At 35.6% G+C, this 24782-nt stretch carries 19 protein-coding genes and 13 tRNA genes; 26 read left to right on the top strand and 6 right to left on the bottom strand.

Annotated elements, in window-relative coordinates:
* Positions 1-9 precede the first annotated feature (9 nt).
* The 13 genes from HHU08_RS18180 to HHU08_RS18120 all read left to right on the top strand — a co-directional run bounded on the left by HHU08_RS18180 (position 10) and on the right by HHU08_RS18120 (position 1203).
* Positions 10-85: transfer RNA gene (locus tag HHU08_RS18180), tRNA-Ala, on the top strand.
* Between the two features lie 20 nt (positions 86-105).
* Positions 106-182: transfer RNA gene (locus HHU08_RS18175), tRNA-Met, on the top strand.
* Between the two features lie 9 nt (positions 183-191).
* Positions 192-268, top strand: a tRNA-Ile gene (locus HHU08_RS18170).
* Positions 269-277: 9 nt separating this feature from the next.
* A tRNA-Ser gene (locus HHU08_RS18165) sits at positions 278-370 on the top strand.
* Positions 371-394: 24 nt separating this feature from the next.
* A tRNA-Met gene (locus tag HHU08_RS18160) sits at positions 395-468 on the top strand.
* 3 nt (positions 469-471) lie between these two features.
* Positions 472-548: transfer RNA gene (locus HHU08_RS18155), tRNA-Asp, on the top strand.
* Positions 549-579: 31 nt separating this feature from the next.
* A tRNA-Phe gene (locus HHU08_RS18150) sits at positions 580-655 on the top strand.
* A gap of 38 nt (positions 656-693) precedes the next feature.
* Positions 694-769: transfer RNA gene (locus tag HHU08_RS18145), tRNA-His, on the top strand.
* A 19-nt stretch (positions 770-788) separates the two neighbouring features.
* Positions 789-862, top strand: a tRNA-Gly gene (locus HHU08_RS18140).
* Positions 863-867: 5 nt separating this feature from the next.
* Positions 868-944 (top strand) — tRNA-Ile (locus tag HHU08_RS18135).
* Between the two features lie 11 nt (positions 945-955).
* Positions 956-1030: transfer RNA gene (locus HHU08_RS18130), tRNA-Asn, on the top strand.
* Positions 1031-1038: 8 nt separating this feature from the next.
* Positions 1039-1129 (top strand) — tRNA-Ser (locus HHU08_RS18125).
* Positions 1130-1131: 2 nt separating this feature from the next.
* Positions 1132-1203, top strand: a tRNA-Glu gene (locus HHU08_RS18120).
* 105 nt (positions 1204-1308) lie between these two features.
* Here the strand turns inward: HHU08_RS18120 and HHU08_RS18115 are convergent.
* Positions 1309-1521, bottom strand: a complete 213-nt coding sequence (locus HHU08_RS18115; protein ID WP_016202891.1) for a hypothetical protein — start codon at positions 1519-1521, stop codon at positions 1309-1311.
* Between the two features lie 304 nt (positions 1522-1825).
* Here HHU08_RS18115 and glgB point away from each other — a divergent pair, with 304 nt between their 5' ends.
* From glgB to HHU08_RS18090, 5 genes are read left to right on the top strand one after another with little or no spacing between them, the layout of a single operon-like run.
* Entirely contained in the window at positions 1826-3766 is a 1941-nt protein-coding gene (glgB, locus tag HHU08_RS18110; protein WP_169189708.1) for a 1,4-alpha-glucan branching enzyme, read from the top strand.
* Entirely contained in the window at positions 3714-4859 is a 1146-nt protein-coding gene (locus HHU08_RS18105) for a glucose-1-phosphate adenylyltransferase (RefSeq protein WP_101730612.1), read from the top strand. Before glgB ends, HHU08_RS18105 begins: the two co-directional genes overlap by 53 nt.
* Before the next feature lie 23 nt (positions 4860-4882).
* A complete protein-coding gene (locus tag HHU08_RS18100) occupies positions 4883-5911 on the top strand; it encodes a GlgC family sugar phosphate nucleotidyltransferase (protein WP_169188998.1) in 1029 nt (342 codons plus the stop codon).
* A complete protein-coding gene (gene glgA, locus HHU08_RS18095) occupies positions 5908-7362 on the top strand; it encodes a glycogen synthase GlgA (protein ID WP_101730614.1) in 1455 nt (484 codons plus the stop codon). Before HHU08_RS18100 ends, glgA begins: the two co-directional genes overlap by 4 nt.
* Positions 7352-9754, top strand: a complete 2403-nt coding sequence (locus tag HHU08_RS18090; RefSeq protein ID WP_169188997.1) for a glycogen/starch/alpha-glucan phosphorylase — start codon at positions 7352-7354, stop codon at positions 9752-9754. The genes glgA and HHU08_RS18090 overlap by 11 nt, the downstream gene beginning before the upstream one ends.
* A gap of 490 nt (positions 9755-10244) precedes the next feature.
* Here the strand turns inward: HHU08_RS18090 and HHU08_RS18085 are convergent, their stop codons facing one another.
* Positions 10245-11006, bottom strand: coding sequence for a TraR/DksA C4-type zinc finger protein (locus tag HHU08_RS18085; RefSeq protein WP_407939841.1), 762 nt, complete (start codon positions 11004-11006; stop codon positions 10245-10247).
* Positions 11007-11298: 292 nt separating this feature from the next.
* Here HHU08_RS18085 and HHU08_RS18080 point away from each other — a divergent pair, with 292 nt between their 5' ends.
* The 6 genes from HHU08_RS18080 (at position 11299) to HHU08_RS18055 (ending at position 19011) form a co-directional block, all read left to right on the top strand.
* Positions 11299-12678 (top strand): isochorismate synthase, encoded by a 1380-nt coding sequence (locus HHU08_RS18080; RefSeq protein WP_016202883.1) that lies wholly within the window; start codon positions 11299-11301, stop codon positions 12676-12678.
* 1 nt (position 12679) lies between these two features.
* Complete coding sequence (menD, locus tag HHU08_RS18075; RefSeq protein WP_169188995.1) at positions 12680-14425, top strand: 2-succinyl-5-enolpyruvyl-6-hydroxy-3-cyclohexene-1-carboxylic-acid synthase; 1746 nt, start codon at positions 12680-12682, stop codon at positions 14423-14425.
* A 12-nt stretch (positions 14426-14437) separates the two neighbouring features.
* Complete coding sequence (gene menH / locus HHU08_RS18070) at positions 14438-15244, top strand: 2-succinyl-6-hydroxy-2,4-cyclohexadiene-1-carboxylate synthase (protein WP_101730617.1); 807 nt, start codon at positions 14438-14440, stop codon at positions 15242-15244.
* Positions 15245-15281: 37 nt separating this feature from the next.
* On the top strand, positions 15282-16100 hold the full coding sequence (gene menB / locus HHU08_RS18065; RefSeq protein WP_016202880.1) for a 1,4-dihydroxy-2-naphthoyl-CoA synthase: 819 nt from the start codon (positions 15282-15284) through the stop codon (positions 16098-16100).
* Positions 16101-16266: 166 nt separating this feature from the next.
* On the top strand, positions 16267-17745 hold the full coding sequence (locus HHU08_RS18060) for an o-succinylbenzoate--CoA ligase (protein WP_169188994.1): 1479 nt from the start codon (positions 16267-16269) through the stop codon (positions 17743-17745).
* A gap of 63 nt (positions 17746-17808) precedes the next feature.
* Positions 17809-19011, top strand: coding sequence for an NAD(P)/FAD-dependent oxidoreductase (locus tag HHU08_RS18055; RefSeq protein WP_169188993.1), 1203 nt, complete (start codon positions 17809-17811; stop codon positions 19009-19011).
* A gap of 54 nt (positions 19012-19065) precedes the next feature.
* On the opposite strand, the gene HHU08_RS18050 is transcribed toward HHU08_RS18055, so the two are convergent.
* Positions 19066-19230 carry a DUF1540 domain-containing protein gene (locus tag HHU08_RS18050; RefSeq protein WP_016202877.1) on the bottom strand — a complete coding sequence of 55 codons (165 nt, stop codon included), beginning with the start codon at positions 19228-19230 and terminating at the stop codon, positions 19066-19068.
* A 332-nt stretch (positions 19231-19562) separates the two neighbouring features.
* Here HHU08_RS18050 and HHU08_RS18045 point away from each other — a divergent pair, with 332 nt between their 5' ends.
* Positions 19563-20120 carry a beta-class carbonic anhydrase gene (locus tag HHU08_RS18045; RefSeq protein ID WP_016202876.1) on the top strand — a complete coding sequence of 186 codons (558 nt, stop codon included), beginning with the start codon at positions 19563-19565 and terminating at the stop codon, positions 20118-20120.
* On the opposite strand, the gene yidD is transcribed toward HHU08_RS18045, so the two are convergent.
* On the bottom strand, positions 20117-20374 hold the full coding sequence (yidD, locus tag HHU08_RS18040; RefSeq protein ID WP_016202875.1) for a membrane protein insertion efficiency factor YidD: 258 nt from the start codon (positions 20372-20374) through the stop codon (positions 20117-20119). The genes HHU08_RS18045 and yidD overlap by 4 nt on opposite strands.
* A gap of 209 nt (positions 20375-20583) precedes the next feature.
* Between yidD and HHU08_RS18035 the strand changes: the two genes are divergently transcribed.
* Positions 20584-21060 (top strand): S-ribosylhomocysteine lyase, encoded by a 477-nt coding sequence (locus tag HHU08_RS18035; RefSeq protein ID WP_016202874.1) that lies wholly within the window; start codon positions 20584-20586, stop codon positions 21058-21060.
* Between the two features lie 356 nt (positions 21061-21416).
* Here the strand turns inward: HHU08_RS18035 and cls are convergent, their stop codons facing one another.
* Complete coding sequence (cls, locus tag HHU08_RS18030) at positions 21417-22871, bottom strand: cardiolipin synthase (protein ID WP_016202873.1); 1455 nt, start codon at positions 22869-22871, stop codon at positions 21417-21419.
* Between the two features lie 378 nt (positions 22872-23249).
* A complete protein-coding gene (locus tag HHU08_RS18025; RefSeq protein ID WP_100525939.1) occupies positions 23250-24479 on the bottom strand; it encodes an IS110 family RNA-guided transposase in 1230 nt (409 codons plus the stop codon).
* Positions 24480-24782: the final 303 nt, after the last annotated feature.

The raw sequence follows: 24782 nt of genomic DNA, 5'->3' as shown, positions 1-24782 counted from the left end.
AAACTTATTGGGGCCTTAGCTCAGCTGGGAGAGCGCCTGCCTTGCACGCAGGAGGTCAGCGGTTCGATCCCGCTAGGCTCCACCAATTTTATATTTATTAATGATGGCGGCGTAGCTCAGCTGGCTAGAGCGTACGGTTCATACCCGTGAGGTCGGGGGTTCGATCCCCTCTGCCGCTACCATAATATATTGGACCTTTAGCTCAGTTGGTTAGAGCAGACGGCTCATAACCGTCCGGTCGTAGGTTCGAGTCCTACAAGGTCCACCATTTCATTGAGGAGGAATACCCAAGTCCGGCTGAAGGGATCGGTCTTGAAAACCGACAGGCGGGTCAAACCGCGCGGGGGTTCGAATCCCCCTTCCTCCTCCATTTAATTAAATAATTTATTATCGTCGCGGGGTGGAGCAGTCTGGTAGCTCGTCGGGCTCATAACCCGAAGGTCGCAGGTTCAAATCCTGTCCCCGCAATCTGGTCCGGTAGTTCAGTTGGTTAGAATGCCTGCCTGTCACGCAGGAGGTCGCGGGTTCGAGTCCCGTCCGGACCGCCATTTTTTCAAAAAGTAAATAGCATTAACTAATGGCTCAGTAGCTCAGTCGGTAGAGCAAAGGACTGAAAATCCTTGTGTCGGCGGTTCGATTCCGTCCTGAGCCACCATTTTAGAGAGAAACTAAAATGACAATTTAATTATGATGGCGGCTATGGCGAAGTGGTTAACGCATCGGATTGTGGCTCCGACACTCGTGGGTTCGATTCCCATTAGTCGCCCCATTATAAATAATGAAAATATGCGGGTGTAGTTTAATGGTAAAACCTCAGCCTTCCAAGCTGATGTCGTGGGTTCGATTCCCATCACCCGCTCCATATTTGGGCCTATAGCTCAGCTGGTTAGAGCGCACGCCTGATAAGCGTGAGGTCGATGGTTCGAGTCCATTTAGGCCCACCATAAAAAAATATTCCGCAGTAGCTCAGTGGTAGAGCATTCGGCTGTTAACCGAACGGTCGTAGGTTCGAGTCCTACCTGCGGAGCCATTTTTTTTGGGGAAGTACTCAAGAGGCTGAAGAGGCGCCCCTGCTAAGGGTGTAGGTCGCGTAAGCGGCGCGAGGGTTCAAATCCCTCCTTCTCCGCCATTGGCCCGTTGGTCAAGCGGTTAAGACACCGCCCTTTCACGGCGGTAACACGGGTTCGAATCCCGTACGGGTCATAAAAAAACTGATAGCATTTGCTATCAGTTTTTTTGTTTATCTTTATATCATATAAACCAATATTCAAATCCCCAAATGGAAAGATTAAGAATGAAGTATATGATTTAAAATTTTCCCCGTTTTAAATCTTCCTCCCATTTAGCCTCACTAGTCAGCAATTTATTCCCAGGATTATTTAAATCAAAATCGGAAAGAAATCCAGTATATGGCCCTCTAAATAAATCGATAGCTAGTATTTTTTGATCTGGTGCTTCAAAAAATGGATGGGATTCTCTCATTGATTGTTCTTTAAGGTAGTCTTCTTCACTTTTACTCATAATAATGTTCCTTTCTTATTATAAAAATCCTTCTTAGTATTTCTCATTAATAAAAATCTATGATAAAAATTCACAATCTAAATCAGTCAATTAAACATAAAAAGTTTTATAGTATCATAAAATTTTAAAAACAAAAAAGGATTTACACTTTATTGATAGAATATTAAAATTAATCGGATTTACTTTAATGTATAAATTTTAGCAATGATTGTCGTAATTTGTTTTGGATATCGAAAAAAAGGGAATTGCAATTGTACAAAGTGTAAAATTTAGTCACTTAATATTAAATGCAATAGAAAGTAGGATGACAGTGGAGACAGTATACCCAACAGAATTTCAACTACATTTATTTCATGAAGGTAACTTGTTTGAGAGCTATAGATTATTTGGATCCCATGTTCATCATAAAAATGGAGAGGTTTACACCAGTTTTTGTGTTTGGGCTCCCAATGCTCTAAGTATCCAATTAGTTGGGGATTTTAATAATTGGAGTGGTGAGGGATATTCCCTTGAACAAATAAATAATGAAGGTGTTTGGCTTCTAAATGTCGATAAGGATCTAACAGGTTCTATGTACAAGTACAAATTAACGACGCCTGATGGAAAAGTATTCTTGAAAGCTGATCCATATGCTTTTTTCTCTGAAGTAAGACCCAATACAGCGTCAATTGTTTATTCATTGGAAGGCTATAAATGGAAAGATACAAAATGGAAACAAAAAAAGGCTAAGAAAAACTATTTAAATGAGCCACTTGCTATATATGAGGTTCATTTAGGTTCTTGGAAAATTCATGAGAGTGGAGATCTTTATACTTATAGAGAACTTGCTGATGAATTAATTCCATATGTTGTTGAACAAGGCTTTACACATTTAGAATTGCTGCCTCTAGTAGAACATCCACTTGATATATCTTGGGGGTATCAAGGTACAGGATATTATTCAGCGACAAGTAGATTTGGGGAACCAAAAGATTTAATGTATTTTATCGATCAATGCCATCAGCACGGTCTTGGCGTTATTTTAGATTGGGTCCCTGGCCACTTCTGTAAAGATGCACATGGTCTTTATCAGTTTGATGGAACGAGTCAATTTGATTATGCAAATCCGATGGATCGTGAGAATCATGTATGGGGAACAGCTAATTTTGATTTAGGAAAAAATGAAGTACAGAGTTTTCTTATTTCAAACGCAATCTTTTGGATGGAATATTTTCACGTCGACGGATTTAGAGTTGATGCTGTTTCCAATATTATTTATTGGCCCAATTCAAATGAAAACAGTGTAAATCAATATGGAATCGATTTCCTTCAAAAGCTTAATCAAACAGTTAGTCAATACGATTCAACAGTCTTAATGTTTGCTGAGGATTCTACTGATTGGCCTCAAGTAACGGCTCCAGTCCATTATGGAGGCATTGGGTTCCATTACAAATGGAATATGGGATGGATGAATGATATTTTAACCTATATGGAAACTGATCCCGTTCATAGAAAACATGTTCATGATAAAGTCTCCTTTTCTCTACATTATGCCTTTTCCGAAAATTTTGTTTTGCCATTTTCACACGATGAAGTTGTTCATGGAAAAAAATCATTAGTAGATAAGATGCCAGGCGATTATTGGCAAAAATTTGCTCAATTTCGTCTTCTTTTAGGATATATGATTGCCCATCCAGGAAAAAAATTATTATTTATGGGAAATGAATTTGCACAGTTTGCAGAATGGAAAGATAAGGAACAGTTAGATTGGATGCTGCTAGATTATGAGATGCACCAAAAGGCAAATGAGTATATGAAGGAGCTATTAAAAATCTATAAAAGATCTAAGCCTTTGTTTCAATTGGATCACGTAAATGAAGGCTTTGATTGGATAGATGTAAACAATAGAGAACAGTCGATATTCTCCTTTATACGTAAAGCTGAGAGCGAAGAGGATTATTTAGTCGTCATTTGTAATTTCACTTATCATACTTACGAAAATTACAGAATTGGCGTGCCTCTAAATAACTCTTTCCGAGAAATATTAAATAGTGACACTGATAGATTTGGTGGAGCTAATTATATAAATAAAAAAATAATAAAAGCAGAAAAAGTAGAATTTCATGGAAAACCTTATTCTGTTCAACTCACAATACCAGCTTTTAGTATGATCATTTTACGTCCAGTTCAACATCGGAAGGAGAGAAAAGGAAATGGGAAAGAAACGGTGCGTCGCAATGCTTCTAGCAGGAGGAAAGGGGAGTAGACTCTATTCTTTAACTAAGAGTTTAGCAAAACCGGCTATTCCTTTTGGAGGGAAATATCGAATTATTGATTTTACTTTAAGCAATTGTTCCAATTCGGGAATAGAAACGGTTGGAGTTTTAACGCAATATCAGCCCTTAGTTTTGAACTCATATATTGGGATAGGAAGTGCATGGGACCTAGACCGTGTCAATGGAGGGGTAACCGTATTGCCCCCATACAGTGAATCATCTGAAGTAAAATGGTATACAGGAACAGCAAGTGCTATTTATCAAAATCAGAACTATTTGTCTCAATATGATCCTGAATATGTTCTTATTTTATCAGGAGATCATATTTATAAAATGAATTATGAAGAAATGCTTGAGTATCATATCAATAAGCAAGCAGATGCTTCTATCTCGGTTATTCAAGTAGGGTGGGAAGAAGCTAGTAGATTCGGAATCATGAATACAAATAAAGATATGGATATCATAGAATTCGAAGAGAAGCCTCAACATCCTAAAAATAATTTAGCCTCAATGGGGATATATATTTTTAAATGGAAGGTATTGAAAGAATTACTAGAAGAAGATAACTTAAATAAAAATTCCTCCCATGATTTTGGGAAAGATATAATTCCTTTACTAATAGAACAAAAGAAAAAGGTTGTAGCTTACCCATTTAAAGGATATTGGAAAGATGTTGGAACTGTTCAAAGTCTCTGGGAAGCAAATATGGATTTGCTGGATGATAATAGTGCATTAAATATCTCTGATTATAATTGGAGAATCTATACGGTTAATCCAAATCATCCCCCACAATATATCTCAAGTGATGCACATGTAAGAGAGTCTATGGTGAATGAAGGTTGTATTATTAGTGGAGATTTAGAAAAATCAATTGTTTTCCAGGGGGTGACTGTAGGGAAAGGGACAATCATACGTAGTTCTGTCATAATGCCTGATGCGAAGATTGGAAATGATGTTTATATAGAGAAGGCTATTGTCCCTTCTGACATTACAATACCAGATGGAATGGTCATTAAACCAGAGAAAGACCTAGATGAGGTAGTATTGGTTACAGAAGAAATGGTTAATGAAATGATTTCCTAACAAACTAGATAGGAGGGATTAAGATGAAAAGATCAATGCTGGGCATTATTGATGCAACAACACACCTGGAAGATTTAGAAGAGTTAACTGCTCATCGTACACTTGCTGCACTTCCAATTGGTGGACGATATCGATTAATCGATTTTGTCCTTTCCAATATGGTGAACTCTGGAATAGGAAGCGTTGCTATTTTTCCAAAGTATCAGTATCGCTCGTTAATGGACCACTTAGGATCAGGGAAAAATTGGGACTTGGATAGAAAGAGAGATGGTTTATTCTTCTTTCCAGCCTCTATTTCTGATTCTAATACGAATGGAATTGGCTCATTTAATCACTTTGCGGCAAATATTGATTATTTTCACCGCAGTAAACAAGAATATGCAATAGTTGCAAATTGTTTTACTGTTTTTAATATGAATTTTAATCCTGTATTAGAGCGTCATCTCGCCTCTGGTTGTGATATAACGGAAGTTACTAATAATGGGAATTCGTTAGAAGTATATTTAATCAAGAAATCAAAGCTAATTAATTTAATAGACTCAAGGGATGCAACAGGTTATACATGCATGAAGGACGTTGTGTTAGATATTAATAATCAGTTAAAAATATGTGAATATGAATATAACGGCTATGCCGAAAAAATAGATTCTATATCTAGTTACTATCGTGTAAGTAAAGATATATTAAAATCAAATGTATGGAATCAGCTTTTTATAAAAGAGAGACCAATATTTACAAAAGTAAAAGATGAGCCACCTACTCGTTATACTAGTACAGGAGAAGTAAAAAACTCCATGATAGCGAATGGTTGCTTTATAGAAGGTGATATTAATAATAGTATTATATCTAGAGCGGTTAAAGTCGGAAAGGGTTCTAGTTTAAAAAACTGTATTATCATGCAAAAGTGTACAATCGGAGAAAATTGCCAGTTAGATTCTGTTATTTTAGATAAGGATGTAATCGTAGAAAGTGGTACAGTGATGATTGGTACTGCTAATTCTCCCTTTGTCGTAAGAAAAGGAACAGTGCAAGGAGCGTTGATGAATTCGTGAGAGTATTATTTGCAGTTTCAGAATGTGTACCATTTATAAAATCAGGAGGACTGGCAGATGTGGCTGGTTCTCTTCCTAAAGAATTAAAAAAACAAGGCACGGATGTGGCTGTAATTATGCCAAAATATCAAGATATTCCAGCACATTTACTTGCTAATATTAAGAAGCGATGTTATTTTTTTGTTCCAATCGGTTGGCGAAATCAATATTGTGGAATTGAAGAGTTAGAAGTGGATGGTATTACTTTTTATTTTATTGATAACGAGTGGTACTTTAAGAGAAGTGGCTTGTATGGCTATGGAGATGATGGCGAACGCTTTGCATTTTTTAATAGAGCCGTATTAGAGAGCTTACCTTATTTAGCCGATTATCCAGATATTATTCATTGCCATGATTGGCATACAGCAATGATCCCTTTCTTATTGAATGTCGACTATAAGTGGAAAAAAGAGTATAGCAATATAAAAACTGTTTTTACCATACATAATCTTCAATTTCAGGGAATATTGCCAAGAGAGGTTCTTGGTGATTTATTTAATTTAAATGATTATTATTTTACAGCAGATAATCTTGAATTTTATGGAAACGTTAATTTGATGAAAGGGGGACTTATTGCTACTGATAAAATAACAACAGTAAGCCCTACCTACAAAAACGAAATCCAAACAGAATATTATGGGGAGAAGCTGAATAATGTATTAAAGCAGAGAGAGTCTGATTTATATGGCATTATAAATGGTATCGATGAGGAAACATATAATCCAGAAACAGATCCAGGGATAACAGCTAATTATACGGTTACTTCTTTAGAAAAAAAGCAAGAAAATAAAAAATTTATTCAGCAGAAGTTTGGATTAAAGGAAGATCCAGAGGTTCCAATTATTTGTATGATTACCAGATTAACTAGTCAAAAGGGATTGGAATTAGTAAGGCACGTATTTCATGAAATAATGGAAGAGGATGTACAGTTCCTAGTATTAGGAACAGGGGATCCGGAATTTGAGAACTTTTTCCGTGAAATGGAATATACGTATTCTGACAAGTGTAAAGCCTATATTGGATTTGATGAAAACTTAGCTCATCAAATATATGCAGGTGCCGACTTATTTCTAATGCCTTCTAAGTTTGAACCATGTGGATTAGGACAGTTAATTGCATTAAGATATGGTAATATCCCAATTGTAAGAGAAACTGGTGGACTTAATGATACAGTTTTCTCTTATAATGAGCTGACAGAAGAAGGAAATGGATTTAGTTTTACTAATTTTAATGCCCATGACATGCTTTTTACGATTAGAAGAGGTATTGGTTTTTATAAAGAGGATAAAGAAGTATGGCATAAACTAATGAAGAATGCGATGTCGATGGATAATAGTTGGGCTCAATCTGCATTCAAATATAATCAATTATATGCAGAGCTTATCTCGAGGAGTGAATCCCATGTTTTCTAATAAGGAACGATTTAAAAGGTATTTTTTGCAAAGGCTTGAGATGACATATGGAAAAACCTTTGAAGATACAACAAGTAGCGATCATTTTCAAACATTAGGTCACATGATTAGAGAGTATGTAAGCTCGAATTGGATACAGACAAATGAGCAAAGCCGTAATAATAATGGAAAACAGGTGTATTATCTTTCAATCGAGTTTTTATTAGGAAGATTGCTTCATAATAACTTAATAAACTTAGGCATTGATCAAGTTGTAATAGAAGGATTGGCAGATCTTGGAATTGATTTCTTTGAAGTAGAAGATATTGAGCATGATGCTGGTCTTGGAAATGGTGGACTAGGAAGACTTGCTGCATGTTTCTTAGATTCTCTCGCAACATTAAACTTGCCAGGGCATGGTTATGGCATTCGATATAAGCATGGATTATTTGAACAGCGAATTGTGGATGGATACCAAATTGAATTACCTGAACAATGGTTAAAGCAAGGACAGGTTTGGGAAGTCAGAAAAGAAGATTTAGCGGTAGACATTTATTTCTGGGGAAATATCGATATGTATGAAAGGAATGGGAAGTTACAGTTTCGGCATTTAAATGCCGAAGCTGTAACAGCAGTTCCACATGATGTACCAGTAATCGGTTATCATACGTCGACTGTTAATACACTAAGGTTGTGGAATGCGGAGCCAACATCTTTGATTGCAAAAGATGTCAAAGATATTATGCGATATAAAAGGGAAACTGAATCAATTTCAGGATTTTTGTATCCAGATGACTCCAATGACGAAGGCAAAATCTTACGCTTAAAACAACAATATTTTTTAGTTTCTGCAAGCTTACAGTCCATTGTTCGAAATTATAAGCAGCAACATAAAAATATTAGTGAAATGCATCACTATATAAGCATCCACGTAAATGATACGCATCCCGTATTGGCAATCCCTGAGCTTATGAGAATATTAATGGATGAGGAAGGATTAGGCTGGGAAGAAGCATGGGATATTACTACAAATACTATTTCTTACACCAATCATACCACATTATCTGAAGCATTAGAGCAATGGCCAATCTATATATTCCAACCTTTATTACCACGGATTTATATGATTATCAATGAAATAAATGAGCGTTTCTGTAAAGAATTATGGGAACGGTATCCGGGTGATTTTCAAAAAATTGAGAAAATGGCAATAATTGCACATGGCATGATAAAGATGGCTCATTTAGCTTTGGTCGGTAGCTATAGTGTAAATGGAGTAGCAGAAATTCATACGGAGATTTTAAAGAAACGAGAAATGGCTGATTTCTATGCATTTTATCCCGAAAAGTTTAATAATAAGACAAATGGCATCACTCATAGAAGGTGGTTAATAAAAACAAATCCTAAGTTGACGAACTTAATTTCTCAAACCATTGGTGATAAATGGATTGATGAGCCCATTTTTCTAAAGGAATTGCTTAATTACCAGGACGATGTGAATTTTAAAGAAAATATTGCCTCTATAAAGCATAATAATAAAGAGATACTAGCTAAGATTATTAAGGAGAAAAATGGTATCCTTGTAGACCCTTCTTCTATTTTTGATGTACAGGTAAAGAGGCTGCACGCATATAAAAGACAGTTACTAAATATTCTGCATATCATGACTCTCTATAATAAGTTAAGAGAAGATCCAACGATTGACATGGAACCGAGAACATTTATATTTGGAGCAAAGGCATCACCTGGTTATTATTATGCCAAGAAAATTATAAAATTAATTAATACAGTTGCTCATAAAGTTAATAATGATAAAAGAATCCAAGATAAATTAAAGGTTGTCTTTCTCGAAAATTATCGTGTTTCACTGGCAGAGCATATTTTTCCTGCTGCTGATGTTAGTGAGCAAATATCAACAGCAAGTAAAGAAGCTTCCGGTACAGGTAATATGAAATTTATGATGAATGGTGCATTGACCATCGGAACACTTGATGGTGCTAACATTGAAATGCATGATTTAGTGGGAGATGAGAATATTTTCATCTTCGGAATGAATGCAGATCAAGTATTAGAACTTTATCAAAATGGCGGTTATAGTTCTCGGGAGTATTATTATCATGATGATAGGATTCATGAGGTATTCAATCAATTGAAAAATGGATTTTATGATCATCCTTCCAATGAATTTGATCCCATTCTTGATTCTTTACTAATAGAGAATGATCAATTTTTCGTCTTAAAAGATTTTAATTCTTACGCAAATATTCATGAAAAGGTGAATCAGGTATTTAAGAATAAGCAAGATTGGCTACAAAAAAGTATTGTTAATATTGCTATGTCAGGTCATTTTTCAAGTGATCGCACAATAAAAGAATATGCAGATGATATTTGGCATATAAAACCTTATTCTTAAGAGCTGGAAGAGGCGGGGATAAAACTAAATAGCCACTCTGTAAAGACGAACAATCTCATTTAGCTCTTAAATAAAGTATTCTAAGTTTTTAAATATAGTCAAGTCTAAAAACTAATTCGTTCCATTGCGCTACAAACACTCGCTTTCCTCTATTTTCCGCAGGAGTCGAGTGTTTTCCGCTCCATTCCACTTCGTTTTTAAAGGCAATTTCTAAAAATTTATTTTTTGCCAAGAAAAAATAAATTAGCAAGAAAAATGGAGCAGCCTAAATACACGTAGACTCCTATGGGAGCTGCGAGAAAGTCCGAGACCCTGCAGGACATAGGCAGACTGCGGCTCGGCGCTCGCCCCATGGAAAGCGAAGTGTATTCAGGCTGCGGATATTAACACCAACTTTACTGAAACAGTCTTTTATAAACCTGAACAATGGTGTGTTATTATCGTATAATTATTCGGGTTTATTTATAGCTGAAAAAATTATGTCCCAACCTTATTTCTCTTTTTTTCCCTTATTGTCTGTATATCCATCTGTTTTACGGTAAGGGACATCTCCAAAAGGAGCTTCTATTCCTTCATCATCTAATGCCTGCTCATATTGTTCCTTTTCTTTAGAAGGGTAAACAGATCGTTCAGAGCCATCAATATTTGTAGCTGTAAAGGCTTCATAGTCTTCAGGGAAGTCTCCGTTATCACTATCCCTATCATAAAGACTATCATAATCTTTAAAATCACCTCTTAAATCTGAGGGAGTTTCAGATGTCCCATAGCGGGCAACTTCTTGAAAACTATCTTGATAGTCTCTCACGTCACCAGTATCATAGTGACGATATTCATTTCCATGAGCTAGTTCAAGGATATCATCTTCAACTGGGCGATCAGAAGCTATAGATTGTTCTTCGCTATATTCTTTGAGAGTGAGGGCAGTTGGAATTGCTTCTAATCTCTCATAAGGAATTTCTTTTCCTGAAACTTTACAAATCCCATAAGATCCATCTTCTATTGCTTTCAAAGCGTTATTAATTTTATTTAATTCAGATTGGTCATGTTCTTCTAATGCTGAATCTTTTTCTCTTTCATATAACTCGGTTCCCATATCTGCCGGATGGTTATCATAGCTTGATAATTCACCTACTGATTCTTGAACATTTTCTTCACTTGCATATCCATTAATCCTATTCAATACATTTGATTTTCTGTCTTCTAATTCTTTTTTTAAATGATTTATTTGTTCTGTTGACAACAAGTTAAACACATCCTTATCTATACGATTATAACAAAACAGTATAAACGTAATTGGAGATTAAATGTAAGACAAGCTATTCATAAATTTCCCTGTTTTATGGTTATCAAACCTCTTCTTTTTAAGAGGATTTTTTTATATTGTACAAAATTTGGAAACGGCATTAAGAATTCACTATGATTGACATAATATAAAGGACAGGTGTATCGTAAAATATGCTAAAATAATAAGTAAGCGTATATCTTTGAACCAATAGAATCAAGAAATAAAACTCTTGATTTGTTTTAGGGGGATTCAAAACGGGATGAATGAAGCATTTGGAACAATGGTACAAACAAAAATAAGGGATAGTGTTTCTTCCACAATTTTAGTTAGTGAAGTCAGGAAGATAGAAGAAAACACGGATATTCTGGACTTTTTTTCTAAATTCCATGCCTATAAGGGGAAACGTTTTTTTTGGAAAGAACCTTCTGGGGAAAACATGCTAGTAGGAATTGGCGTTTGCGAAAAAATTGAATGTTCAAAAGGAGAAAGTTCGTATTCTTATGTGGAGAAGAAATGGAAACAGCTTATAGAAAATGCGATTGTATTTAATGAATTCAATCATATTGGAATTGGTCCTGTTCTTTTAGGGGGTTTTTCCTTTGATCCATTAAAAGAGAAGACTCAGGACTGGGATGGATTCTCTGAAGCCCATTTTTATGTGCCACAGTTTATGTTAAGTGAAATAAATGGAATTCAATTCATTACAACAAATATATTTATTCAAAAAGATAGAATAGAAAATGCAAAAGTGGAGCTGGAAAAAAACTCGTTCGCATTTCAAAAAAAATTAGAAGAATATTCTTCTCCATCTGAACCGTCTATTAAGAAAATAACAGAGGTAGACCGTGCAACATGGAAGAATACGGTTGATAAAGTAATAAGCAATTTAGATGGACATCTAAAAAAAGTAGTGTTAGCTCGTGCTAGTAAAATCCATTTCTCAAGAGAATTAGAATCAGAGCTTGTACTAAAAAAATTAATACAACAACAGAGCAACGGTTATATTTTCGCCTTGGAAGCAAAAGATAAATGCTTTATAGGGGCATCTCCTGAAAGATTGGTAAAAAAAGAAGGAGAGACCGTTTTTTCTACATGTCTAGCTGGCTCTATTTCTAGAGGGGGAAACAAAGAAGAAGATAATACCCTAGCAGAAGCGTTGCTTTCTGATTTAAAAAATAGAGAAGAACATAATTATGTTGTTAAAATGATTAAGAATGCCATGGAAGAAGTATGCAGTAGGGTAGAAATGCCACCAAATCCGCAAATCATGAAAATGAGAGATATTCAGCATCTTTATACACCTGTTAGTGGTAAGGTGAAAGAAACAGAATCATTAATTTCCTTAATTCGATTATTGCATCCAACTCCAGCCCTCGGTGGTTTTCCACGCGAAGAAGCGTTAAAGGTTATAAGAGAGGTGGAAGGACTAGATAGAGGTATGTATGGTGCCCCAATCGGTTGGCTTGATTATCAAGGTAATGGTGAATTCGCTGTAAGTATTCGTTCAGGCTTACTACATGGCAATGTTGCAACAATCTTTGCTGGGTGCGGGATTGTCGCTGACTCTGATCCTGACTCTGAATACGAGGAAACAGCTATTAAATTTAAGCCGATGCTAACTGCGTTAGGAGGAAAATAAAATGAGTCATCAGCAACAGTTAACAGCTTATGTGCATGCACTGATTTCCGAGTTAGTAAAAAACGGAGTAGCGCATGCTGTTATTAGCCCTGGTTCGAGATCTACACCAATCAGTCTATTGCTAGCAGAAGAAGAAGATATCCAGTTACATGTACATGTTGATGAAAGATCAGCAGCTTTTTTTGCGTTAGGAATAGCGAAAGCATCAAAGAAACCGACTGTGTTAGTGTGTACATCAGGAACAGCTGCCGCGAATTATTTTCCCGCCATCGTAGAGGCGAAAATTTCGCGTATCCCGTTAGTTGTGTTGACGGCAGATCGTCCCCATGAACTAAGAGATGTTGGGGCTCCTCAAGCAATTGATCAATTAGATCTATATGGGAAGCATGTAAAATGGTTTATGGAAATGGCTACACCAGATAGTAGTCCAGGTATGATTAGATATGCTAAGACAGTCGGAGCCAGAGCCATTGCAATGGCGAAGCAGCATCCTAGTGGTCCTGTCCATGTAAATATACCATTAAGAGAACCGTTAATCCCTGATTTGGATAATTTAGAATATTATCGTCTAGAAGAACAGAAAAAAACATCCATTCAAATTCAAACTGGGGAGTTTATATTAAGCGATTCTTATTTTCAGGATCTAGTATCAACTCTTAATAAGAAAGAGGACAGAAAAGGAATTATTATTTGTGGAGAAATAAATAATGAGGAATTTTTTGCAAAGGTAATAAAACTAGCGGGACAGACTGGTTTTCCAATCATTGCTGATCCATTATCACAACTACGAAGCAAGAGTGCGGACAAGGAAATTATCATTGACACATATGATACTTTTTTAAGAAATGAAAAGGTAAAATCCTTACTAAAACCAGATGTGATTATTAGATTTGGAAGTATGCCTGTCTCTAAGCCATTAACCATTTTCTTACGTGAAAATGAACAAGCAAAACAGATTGTTGTAGATGGAGGTAGTGGCTACAGGGATCCTAACCAATTAACTACAGAAATGGTTTATTGTGAAGAAGGTTATTTTTGCGAAAAGCTTACATCAGTTATTTCTCATTGCTCACTAAATCACTATTTAAATAAATGGATTGAAATTAATGAGCTTACGAAGAAGGAATTAATGCAAACGGCGGAAATCCAAGAAATAAGTGAAGCCAAGCTTTTCCACAGCTTAGGAGAATTAATTCCTAATGATGCAGTGTTATTTGTAGGTAACAGTATGCCAATTCGTGATTTAGATACATTCTTTCATAAGCAAAATAAAGAAGTTACCATTGTTGCCAATAGAGGTGCAAATGGAATTGATGGAACAATATCTACCGCTCTCGGTGTAGGGGTTATAAAGCAGCCTCTATTTTTAATTGTTGGGGATTTAACCTTTTTCCACGATCTTAATGGTTTAATCCTATCTCAGTTGTATCAGCTGCCAATTACTGTACTGTTAATCAATAATAATGGTGGAGGTATCTTTTCGTTTCTTCCACAAGTAGAGCTGCCAAGACATTTTGAGTTATTATTTGGAACTCCTTTAGATATAGATTTTAAGCATGCTGTGGAAATGTATAAGGGTGAGTATGAGCTTATAAAAAGCTGGCAAGATTTACAGATGTTATTCCAGAAAAGTAATTTCACCGCAGGTTTAAGAGTTTGGGAATTACAAACAAATCGAGAACGAAATCTATTAGAGCATCGTCAAATGACCAATCGAATCCAAAAGGTGTTAGATCAATTAGTTTAAAAGGTGAAGTGTATGTTTATCAAAATAAAAGATGTAAACTATCATATAACCGTTGATGGAGAAGGGGAATCCCTTTTATTATTACATGGGTTTACTGGGGATTGCAGAACATGGCTTCCGTTTATTCCGTTATGGAAGAAGTATTATAAGGTAATAACAGTCGATATTATTGGACATGGAAAAACAGATTCACCGAAAGAAACAAAAAAGTATGTAATGGAGGAAAGCGTCTCCCATTTAAAAGCACTAATTGATTACCTTCAAATAGCTCCTGTTCATTTATTAGGCTATTCGATGGGTGGAAGGTTAGCTTTGGCATATAGCATGGAGTATCCTGATACAGTTAAGAAACTAATACTTGAAAGTGCCTCTCCTGGTTTACGAACTGAATTGGAGAGAAAACAAAGACGAATACTGGATGAAAAACTAGGAGACTCTATCCTTGAAAAGGGTATAATAAGTTTTGTGAACAAATGGGAGAAGATTCCGTTATTCAAAAGCCAGGAACGGCTGAGTCCAGACGCTAGGCAGGCGATAAGGGATCAACGATTAGTCAATAATCCAATGGGATTAGCTAATAGTTTAAGAGGAATGGGGACAGGTGCACAAAGCTCTTATTGGTCTCAACTTTACCAGTTTCCCAAAAAGGCACTTTTAATTACGGGAGAACTCGATCAAAAGTTTGATGGAATTGCGGAAGAAATGGCAAAGTGCAATAAAAAAATGCAACATTTAAATGTAAATGATGCAGGTCATGCAATTCATGTGGAGAAACCTGAAATTTTTGGTACAATAGTATTGGAGTTTTTAAGGAGCTGACATAGATGTTCAGCCCTGTTTAGAAGGAGGAAAAATAATGACAGTAGAATGGGTTGCTGGCAGACAGTACGAAGAAATTATTTATGAAACATATAATGGAATTGCCAAGATTACAATTAATAGACCCCATGTACATAATGCTTTCACGCCAAGAACGGTAAGTGAATTAATTGATGCATTTGCAATGGCAAGAGATGACAGTGATGTGGGCGTAATTATTTTAACTGGTGCGGGCGATAAAGCGTTCTGTTCTGGTGGAGATCAAAAAGTTAGAGGACATGGTGGATATGTTGGTGAGGATCAAATTCCTCGCTTAAACGTGCTTGATTTACAGCGTCTAATTAGAGTTATTCCTAAGCCTGTAATCGCCATGGTAAAAGGGTATGCAATAGGTGGAGGACACGTTCTTCATATCGTCTGCGATTTAACAATTGCTGCAGATAATGCTATTTTTGGACAAACTGGTCCAAAGGTAGGAAGCTTTGATGCTGGTTATGGTTCCGGCTACTTAGCAAGAATCGTTGGCCATAAAAAGGCTAGAGAAATTTGGTTCTTATGCCGCCAATACAGTGCACAAGAAGCATTAGACATGGGCTTAGTAAACACTGTTGTACCATTAGAAAAAGTAGAAGAAGAAACGATTAAATGGTGTGAAGAAATTCTAGAAAAAAGCCCAACTGCCCTTCGTTTCTTAAAAGCTGCATTTAATGCAGATACCGATGGATTAGCTGGTATTCAGCAGTTTGCTGGTGATGCAACACTACTGTACTATACAACAGATGAAGCAAAAGAAGGAAGAGATTCCTTTAAGGAAAAACGCAACCCTGATTTTGGACAATTCCCTCGTTTCCCTTAATTAGGAAGAGGATATTAATAGTTGGATTCCCGGTTATGGGAAATAGTTATTAATGTACCATTTATAAAAAAATAACAGTAGGTGACACTCGTTTTTAGCAAATGTATTTTTAGACATGCTAATAATAGTGTCACCTTTGTTTATAGAAAAGAGGATAAAAAAAGTAATGACTGAAATACTTCCTAATTTTTTAAAAAATAGAGCGAGTTTAACGCCAGATAGAGAAGCAATTGTTTATAAGAATGAGCGGCTAACTTTTAAAGAACTTTATGAAAGAGCCTATCATTATGCTGGAATATTGACTGCTTTTGGAATAAAAGACAAGGATTATGTAGGATTTCTTGTCAAAAATGATTTAGAAACAGTCCTCCATTTATATGCTATGCAAATTATTGGAGCAAAGGCAGTCCTGCTTAACAATCGCTTAACCGTGAAAGAAATGGCTTATCAATTATCGGATGCAAATGCTAGTTATCTAATAACAGAAGAAAACTTTCAGGAGCAGGCAATCCAGTTAGAAGAAGAGTTGGTTATTTCCATTTTTTATAAAGAAAAATTGGAAGATAACCCTTACATAGAACCGATAGAAAAAAGGCAACTTCATTTAGATGATACTTGTACTATTATGTATACATCCGGTACAACAGGCCTTCCAAAAGGAGTCATTCAATCATACGGTAACCATTGGTGGAGTGCAGTAGGAAATACATTAAATGCCGGCTTATATGAGAAAGATACTTGGTTATGTGCAGTCCCATTATTTCATATTAGCGGATATTCTATTTTAATGAGAAGTATTATTTACGGTATGAAAATTGTCCTGCATGATTCCTTTGATGAAAAAAAAGTGCTAGCCGATTTGTGGAAAGAAAAAGTAACGATTATATCTGTTGTTACTACAATGTTGCAACGAATAGAGCATGTTGCAAGTGACAGATTTCCAGATTATTTCCGGTACATGCTTCTAGGTGGAGGACCTGCCACAATAGATTTGCTCACTCGATGCATGAAGAAAGAAATTCCAGTTTATTATTCTTATGGGATGACAGAAACCTCTTCACAAATTGTCACGTTATCACCAGAAGACAGTATTAGAAAAATTGGTTCAGCAGGAAAGCCACTTTTCCCTGCTCAATTAAAGATTGTTAATCATTCAGGAGAAACATTAGAACCAAATGAAGTTGGAGAGATTACTGTATGCGGCCCAAATGTTTCAAAAGGTTATTTAAATAAAGACAACCATTTAAAGGATGGATGGTTTTTTACAGGTGACATTGGGTATACAGATTCTGAGGGCTTTCTCTATGTCTTAGATAGACGGTCTGACTTAATTATTTCAGGAGGAGAAAATGTTTATCCAGCAGAAGTAGAAGCGGTACTTACAGACATGGAAGGAATAAGAGAAGCAGCAGTGATTGGGATTCCGAATAATAAATGGGGACAAGTTCCGATTGCGTTTGTAGCAAAAGAAAAAAGTATGCTAACAGAGCAACAGATTATCAATAATTGTGAAAACTCTTTAGCTAAATATAAAATTCCTAAAAGAATATTTTTTGTAACAGAGGTTCCACGTAATGCTTCTGGAAAAATAGTCAGAAGAGAATTAAGGAAGTGGGTAGAGGAGCAAGCGGATTTTTCATTGTAAGGAAACACTAGACTGGATAATGAGGTTAAACGTAGAAAAAACTAATGAAAGAAGTGTAGGAATGTGAGCTTATACCATGGATCATTATATTGGCCAACAACGATAAGTGATAGACCAGTTTATCCAAAGCTGGATAAAGAAGTTTCATGTGATGTTCTTATCATTGGGGCAGGAATGTCGGGAGCTTTGTTAACATACAAGCTCGCAAAAGAACCACTAGATGTTATTCTAGTGGATAAAAATTGTGTTGGCAATGGGAGCTCTTCTGCAAATACTGGTTTATTACAGTATTCAAATGATAAAATGCTTCATTCCTTTGCTGAAAGCATCGGTGAGAAAGACGCTGTTCGATTTTATCAGCTATGCTTGAATGGTATGAAAGAACTGAAAAAAATTGCAACATCTTTACAAGATGATATACAATTTATAGATAGACAAAGCTTATATTATGCCAGTACAGAGTCTGATATAGTATCTCTTCAAAGAGAATTTGAAATACTGAAAAAATATAATTTTCCAGTAGAATTTTTAGAAGAGGAAATGCTTTATAAATTATATGGACTTAATAAGCATGGCGCCATTCGAACAATGGGGGATGCGGAAGTAAATCCCCTAAAGTTGGTCCTATCTTTAGTGAAAGAGGCTTCAAAGAAAAGCAATGTCCAAGTTTTTGAAAATACGGAAGTAACAGAACCTCAATACAAAGATGGTTATTGGTTATTTCATAATGAAGATGCGATTATTCGAGCAAAGCATGTCGTTTATGCAACAGGTTATCAATTAGATAACTTTACAATGGAAATGCCTACGGAATTAAACAGAACCTTTGCAATCATAACGAATCCTATATCCTCTTTTCGTAATTGGAAGGATAGATGTCTAATTTGGGAGACAAAGCGGCCATACTTTTATATGCGAACAATCGTTGACGGAAGAATTATAGCTGGCGGTTTAGATGAAGAGACAATAGAATCACCAAGAGATCCAAGGATTTTACAAATTTATGCAGATAGATTGTTGGCTCGCATTAAAGAACATTTTCCCTATTTGCAATTAAAGGCTGAATATGTTTATGGTGCTACTTTTGGAGAATCCAAGGATGGGATTCCTTTTATTGGGGAACATCCAAATAAGAAAAATCTCTACTATTGTTTAGGATTTGGTGGGAATGGAACGGTTTATAGTGCTTTTGGTTCAACTATTATAAAGGATTTAATAATAAATGGGAATCACCCTGATGCCGATTTAGTTCGATTAAATAGATAAAAAGGAATCCCCTGAGAATTCTTTCTAGGGATTCCTTTTAATGGTTAAATCTATTTAGCTCAAGCTGTTTTCGGGCTCAAATGTTTTACAATCTGTTTCATAGCTAGTGTCAGCATGTTTTCCGGCATTACTTACAACATAAATTTGATCGGCTCCACACTGATTTCCTTTTTCCCAAAAAGTGCAGTTACTTACTTCACAAAGTACATCTTTGGCCATTTGTTTACCACTCCTTTTTCTTTAGTTGTTTTGTTCTTTAATGGTACGTACTTTTCTTAAAAGTAATATTCAGGAGATGTCCATCCATTTTATGTGGAGTTAATACCCACAATGAGACTTATGAGAGCCCCACTATACTTTAGTATTGGAAGGATGGAGGAAATACATACGTAGAACAAATGAAAAGAAAAGCCAGTATTTGAGAGGTAATGGAGTCTCACATTTGTATATTATGCAATTTTTCATTACTATTAATAAGGAGAATCTTTTCTCCCCTGTTAAAGGAAATAGAAATTATTTAATGAATTGAATTATTTAAGGAGTGCTTGAAAATGAGTCTATTACAAGATATTTTAGTCTACAATGAAGAATTTGTTAGGGAAGAAAAGTATGAAAAATTTATTACAACCAAATTTCCTAATAAAAAAATGGTTATTCTAACTTGTATGGATACAAGACTGTTAGAACTTTTACCCCAGGCATTAAATCTTGCTAATGGAGACGTAAAAATTATAAAAAATGCAGGTGCTGTGGTAGTTCATCCTTTTGGAAGTATCATGCGTAGCATTTTAGTGGCAGTGTACGAACTACAAGCAGATGAAGTAGTGGTGATTGGGCATCATGACTGTGGTATGAGTGCCCTACATTCGGACAGCATGATGGAAAAAATGAAAGAAAGAGGTATATCAGACGAAACCTTTGCTACACTGAAGCATTCAGGAATAAATCTAGAGAAATGGTTAAAAGGATTTAATTCTGTATCAGAAAGCGTTGCTCATAGCGTAGATATGATAAAAAAACATCCTTTATTACCAAACGATGTTCCAGTTCATGGGTTAGTAATTGATCCAAAGACTGGCAAGTTAGATTTAGTGGTAGATGGTTATTAATTATTTTTTTTAGGCGAATGGTTATGGTTTCTACAATGCCATTCATCGGGCACAGGATCTAAACCACCTGGATGAAAAGGGTGACATTTAAGAATTCGTTTAATGGTTAAATAGCCCCCTTTAAAAGCACCAAACCTTTGAATTGCTTCTAAGCCATAAGTAGAGCAGGTTGGATAAAAACGGCAAGTTGGCGGTTTTAATGGTGAAATGACCTTTCGATAAAAACGAATGATTAATAAAAAAACTTGTTTCATGTGACTTTTTCCCTCTCCTTCTTTTGCAAGTAGTATAACATGGACGAGGACAGGTTTTAAAGCAATCTCTATTAAGCAACTTAATCTTACTGGATTTAAGGATGGAACGTACGAATTGTTACTGGAAAAAAATTATATATATTAAGTTGATGAAATTACTCGGGTTTTTAGTTATAATAGAGATACATGAAAAAAAGGGAGATGTTTAGATGCCTTCAGTTGAAAGTTTTGAATTAGATCATACAGCGGTAAAAGCTCCATACGTAAGACATTGCGGTGTACACAAAGTGGGTAGTGATGGCGTAGTTAATAAATATGATATTCGTTTTTGTCAGCCAAATAAGCAAGCGATGAAGCCAGATGTTATTCATACATTAGAGCATTTATTAGCATTTAACTTACGTGCACATGTAGAAAAATACAACCATTTTGATATTATTGATATTTCTCCAATGGGTTGCCAAACTGGTTATTATTTAGTGGTAAGTGGGGAACCAACTGTTGATGAAATTATCGATTTACTAGAAGCAACAATGAAAACAGCGATTGAAATTACCGAAATTCCAGCTGCTAATGAGACACAATGTGGTCAAGCGAAACTACATGATTTAGAAGGTGCAAAAAGGTTGATGAATTTTTGGTTAAGTAAAGATAAAGAAGAGTTAAAACAGGTATTCGCAAAATAATGAAGCTGGGATATAAGTATTCCAGCCGAAGATAAACCTGAACAATGATACGAAGATTGTAAAAATATTTCGTATCATTGTTTGGGTTTTTTATTCATGTGAAAAAGGTTTGTGGTAATCACCCGCAGCCTGAATACACTTCGTTTTCCGTGGAGCTCGCGCTGAGACCCCGCAGCGTGTGGAGGCTCAGCTTCCTCCCCGCAGAAAGCGAGTGTCTGTAGCGCAATGGAACAACATAGTTTTTATACTTAACTCATAAATAACCAGTATAGGGAAGTAGGCTTTTAAGGGCTAAATTAGAGAATGTTCGCCTTTACCTATTATCTACTTAGTGATGTCCCGGCCTCTTCATTGCTCTATAAAAGGGGACTAAGGAGTCTGGAAAAGGATTCTTTAAAACGGATCCATAACGATCTTTTTGAATATTGGTCTGCTGTTAAATGTGTCGATAATTCCATGTCTTCTAAGAAATCATCTGTAAGCTCATTTGCGATTTGCTCACTATAAATGAAGGCATTTACTTCAAAATTCAGCCTAAAGCTTCTCATATCAATATTCGCTGTTCCAACAGAAGCGATTTTTCGATCAACTAAAATTGTTTTTGCATGGATAAATCCATTCTCATATATATAAATTTTCGCTCCTGCTTTTAGCATTTCACCGATATATGAATAGGTAGCCCAGTATACAAACATATGATCAGGTTTATTCGGAATCATAATTTTTACATCTACACCAGAAAGAGCAGCAATTCTTAATGTATCGAGTAAGCTAGCATCAGGAATAAAATAAGGTGTTTGAATATAAACACTTTCTTTGGCGGAAGTAATCATTTTTATATAACCATTTTTAATTTGTTCCCACTCAGAATCAGGTCCGCTTGAAACGATTTGCATGCCAATATTCCCAATAATTTCATCAATTTTCCCTGGAAAATATTCAGGAGAGTATTTAATATCGTGAAGATGGGAAGCTTGATTCCAATCAAGAATAAATCTTGTTTGAATAGCATATACGGCAGTACCTACGATACGTAAGTGTGTATCTCTCCAATAACCAAATTTAGGATGGAGTCCTAAATATTCATCTCCTACATTGAAGCCACCAATATAGCCAATTTTGCCGTCGATAATTCCAAGCTTTCTGTGATTGCGATAATTTAAACGTAAATTAATTAGATGAAATTTACTTGGGAAAAATACTTCGACAAAACCACCGGCTGCTCTTAGCTCTTTAAAAACCTTTTTTCGTAACGTTCTAGAACCAAGCTCATCATATAATAAGCGTACTTCGACTCCTTCTTTTGCTTTTTCAACAAGTAAGCTGATAAGATCGGAGCCAATTCCATCATTTTTAAGAATATAATATTGTAAATGAATCGACTTTTTGGCATTTTTGATATCCGTAAATAATTGATCAAATTTTTGATGACCATCCGTAAATATTTGGACAGCATTGTTTTCTGTAAGAACCGCATCATTGTTAAATAAATTCATATAAATGAGGTCTTGGTTTTTCCGAATGACTTCATTTGTTGTTCGTAATTGATTGGAGCTTATTTGTAACAGTTGGGAAGCTAATATAGGCTCTATCCCAAGCTTTTTTCGCTCATCCCACTGAAATAATTTTCTGTTTCGTAAATTTTGGCCGAAAAGTAAATATAAAATAAATCCTAGAATAGGGATGAAGGTAAGTACCATTAGCCATGCCCATGTTGCGATAGGATCTTTTCTTTCAAAAAAGATAACAAGAAAAGCCAAAATGATATTAAGTATAATAATTACACTTAAAACAATTGAATAAATGTGCATTGAAATTCTTTTCCTTTCCCGTGCTAAAAGACAGCAATAGTAAGTGCAATATATAGAGACTAGGTATAATTTTGCATGTTCATGAAGAAATATCCTGTATAATTATAGGGTAAAAGGGTAAAACTTTGTACTATTTTGTATTTATTTTTCAAATAAGAATTTTCCTTCTTCCTTTAATGTGATAAAGTGAATAAGGGAAGTGAATCTTCTTCTAAATAGATTATTGACAAAGCGATTTTACGTATAGGATATTGCTTTTAACTTTTAGGCTGTTTGTATGAAAACTCTTTAGGTAAAAGGCAACACTAAGCTGAACCTTCTAAATTTGAACTTTTTTAAAAGGCTAGGAATGATTAAATATAGTGCTTTTGTTATTCATTAAGCAATTTGTTCATTAGTGGGTTCAATACGATACCCTTTCCTTTTTAAGTATTGAATCATTTTTTGTTCTTTACTTTGTTCGAGATCAACATAATCAGGGCCTAGTTCCTGATATGGTTGCCTTGTTTTTAAAATATTGTAAGCAATTGTTAGGATTAAATGAGCGGAAGCGATCCGTGCTTTCGATTTTCCTTGTCGTTTCATAATTCTTTTTCTATGTGCAGATATGCGATTATACTGTCTATCTGTAGCCATGGAACATTCAACAGCGGTGGTTCTTAATGATTTGTTTCCGTACTGAGTTTTACCTGTTTTTTTTTTACCGGCACTCTCATAATTTCCTGGACTCACTCCAGCCCATGAGGCTAGATGTTTAGAACTTTTAAATACTGACATGTCTACACCCATTTCAGCTATAAAGATTGCGGATGCATTTTTATCCACACCCGGTATGGTATCTAGTAGTTCGCACTCCTCTTGATAAGGAATAAGCGCTTGGTCTATGCGTTCAACTACTTTTTCGATTGTTTCATCGATGTGATTGATATGGTCCCAATGGAAACGTAACATATCAATATGATGTTTACGTATTCCACCGTTAAGGGCTTCTGCAATATCTGTTGTGCTCGCCTTAACTCTTGAATCAACCATTTGTTGAAGTTCAAACACACCTATTTTTTCGCCGTTTATTAGGGCTTCAATAATGCGACAACCAGTGACACCAAAAATGTCAGATAAAACAGAAGTTAGTTTAATATTTGCATCCTGTAGAATTTTGTGGATTCGATTGCGCTCAGAAGTTCGTGTATGGATGAGTTTTTTACGATACCGGGTTAAATCTCGCAAATCACGAATTTCTTTGGGCGGTACAAAATTTTTTTCAATTAGTCCAGAACGCAAAAGTTTAGCTAACCACTCCGCATCTTTTACGTCTGTTTTCCTTCCGGGAACATTTTTAACATGTTGGGCATTGGCGAGGATTAATTGGAAGTCACATTCTATAACATTCCAAACGGGCTTCCAATATACACCGGTACTTTCCATTACAGCATCCGTTATTTTGTGTGAGGATAGCCAGTCGCTAAGTGCCAAAAGGCCACTTGTGGTTGTTGGAAAGGTTTGAATCTCTTTATTTGGTTTTTTATCTAATGAACCAAATAAAACACAAGCAACTACTGTTTCTTGGTGTACATCTAGGCCTGCACACCGTTCAATCATAGCTTCCATATAATCACCTCAAAGATTTTTAATACAATACAAGCGACAGAAGTCATCATACAAAATTTTTGTATTCGTGTTTATAAACACATTAGACGGTTCTTTTAAACTGTCACAACCAGTTTTTCTAACGGGGTATCAACTTGTATTGATCCACCAAACAGTCTTCGGACTGGTCGTATTGTACTATTAATTATGGTCAGGTGTTAAGTGGTTTAGACTTTCTATCATGGGATAGGAGCAAGTTTTCATGATAGACGGTGGCGGCGGGTAACGCCGCCATGAGAGTTTTTCTAAAGGATTGTTGTTTTT

Source organism: Niallia alba (genome assembly GCF_012933555.1).
GTDB classification, from domain to species: domain Bacteria; phylum Bacillota; class Bacilli; order Bacillales; family Cytobacillaceae; genus Niallia; species Niallia alba.
Note: the sequence above shows the minus strand (reverse complement) of the source record. Positions and strands in the feature narration are given on the sequence as shown.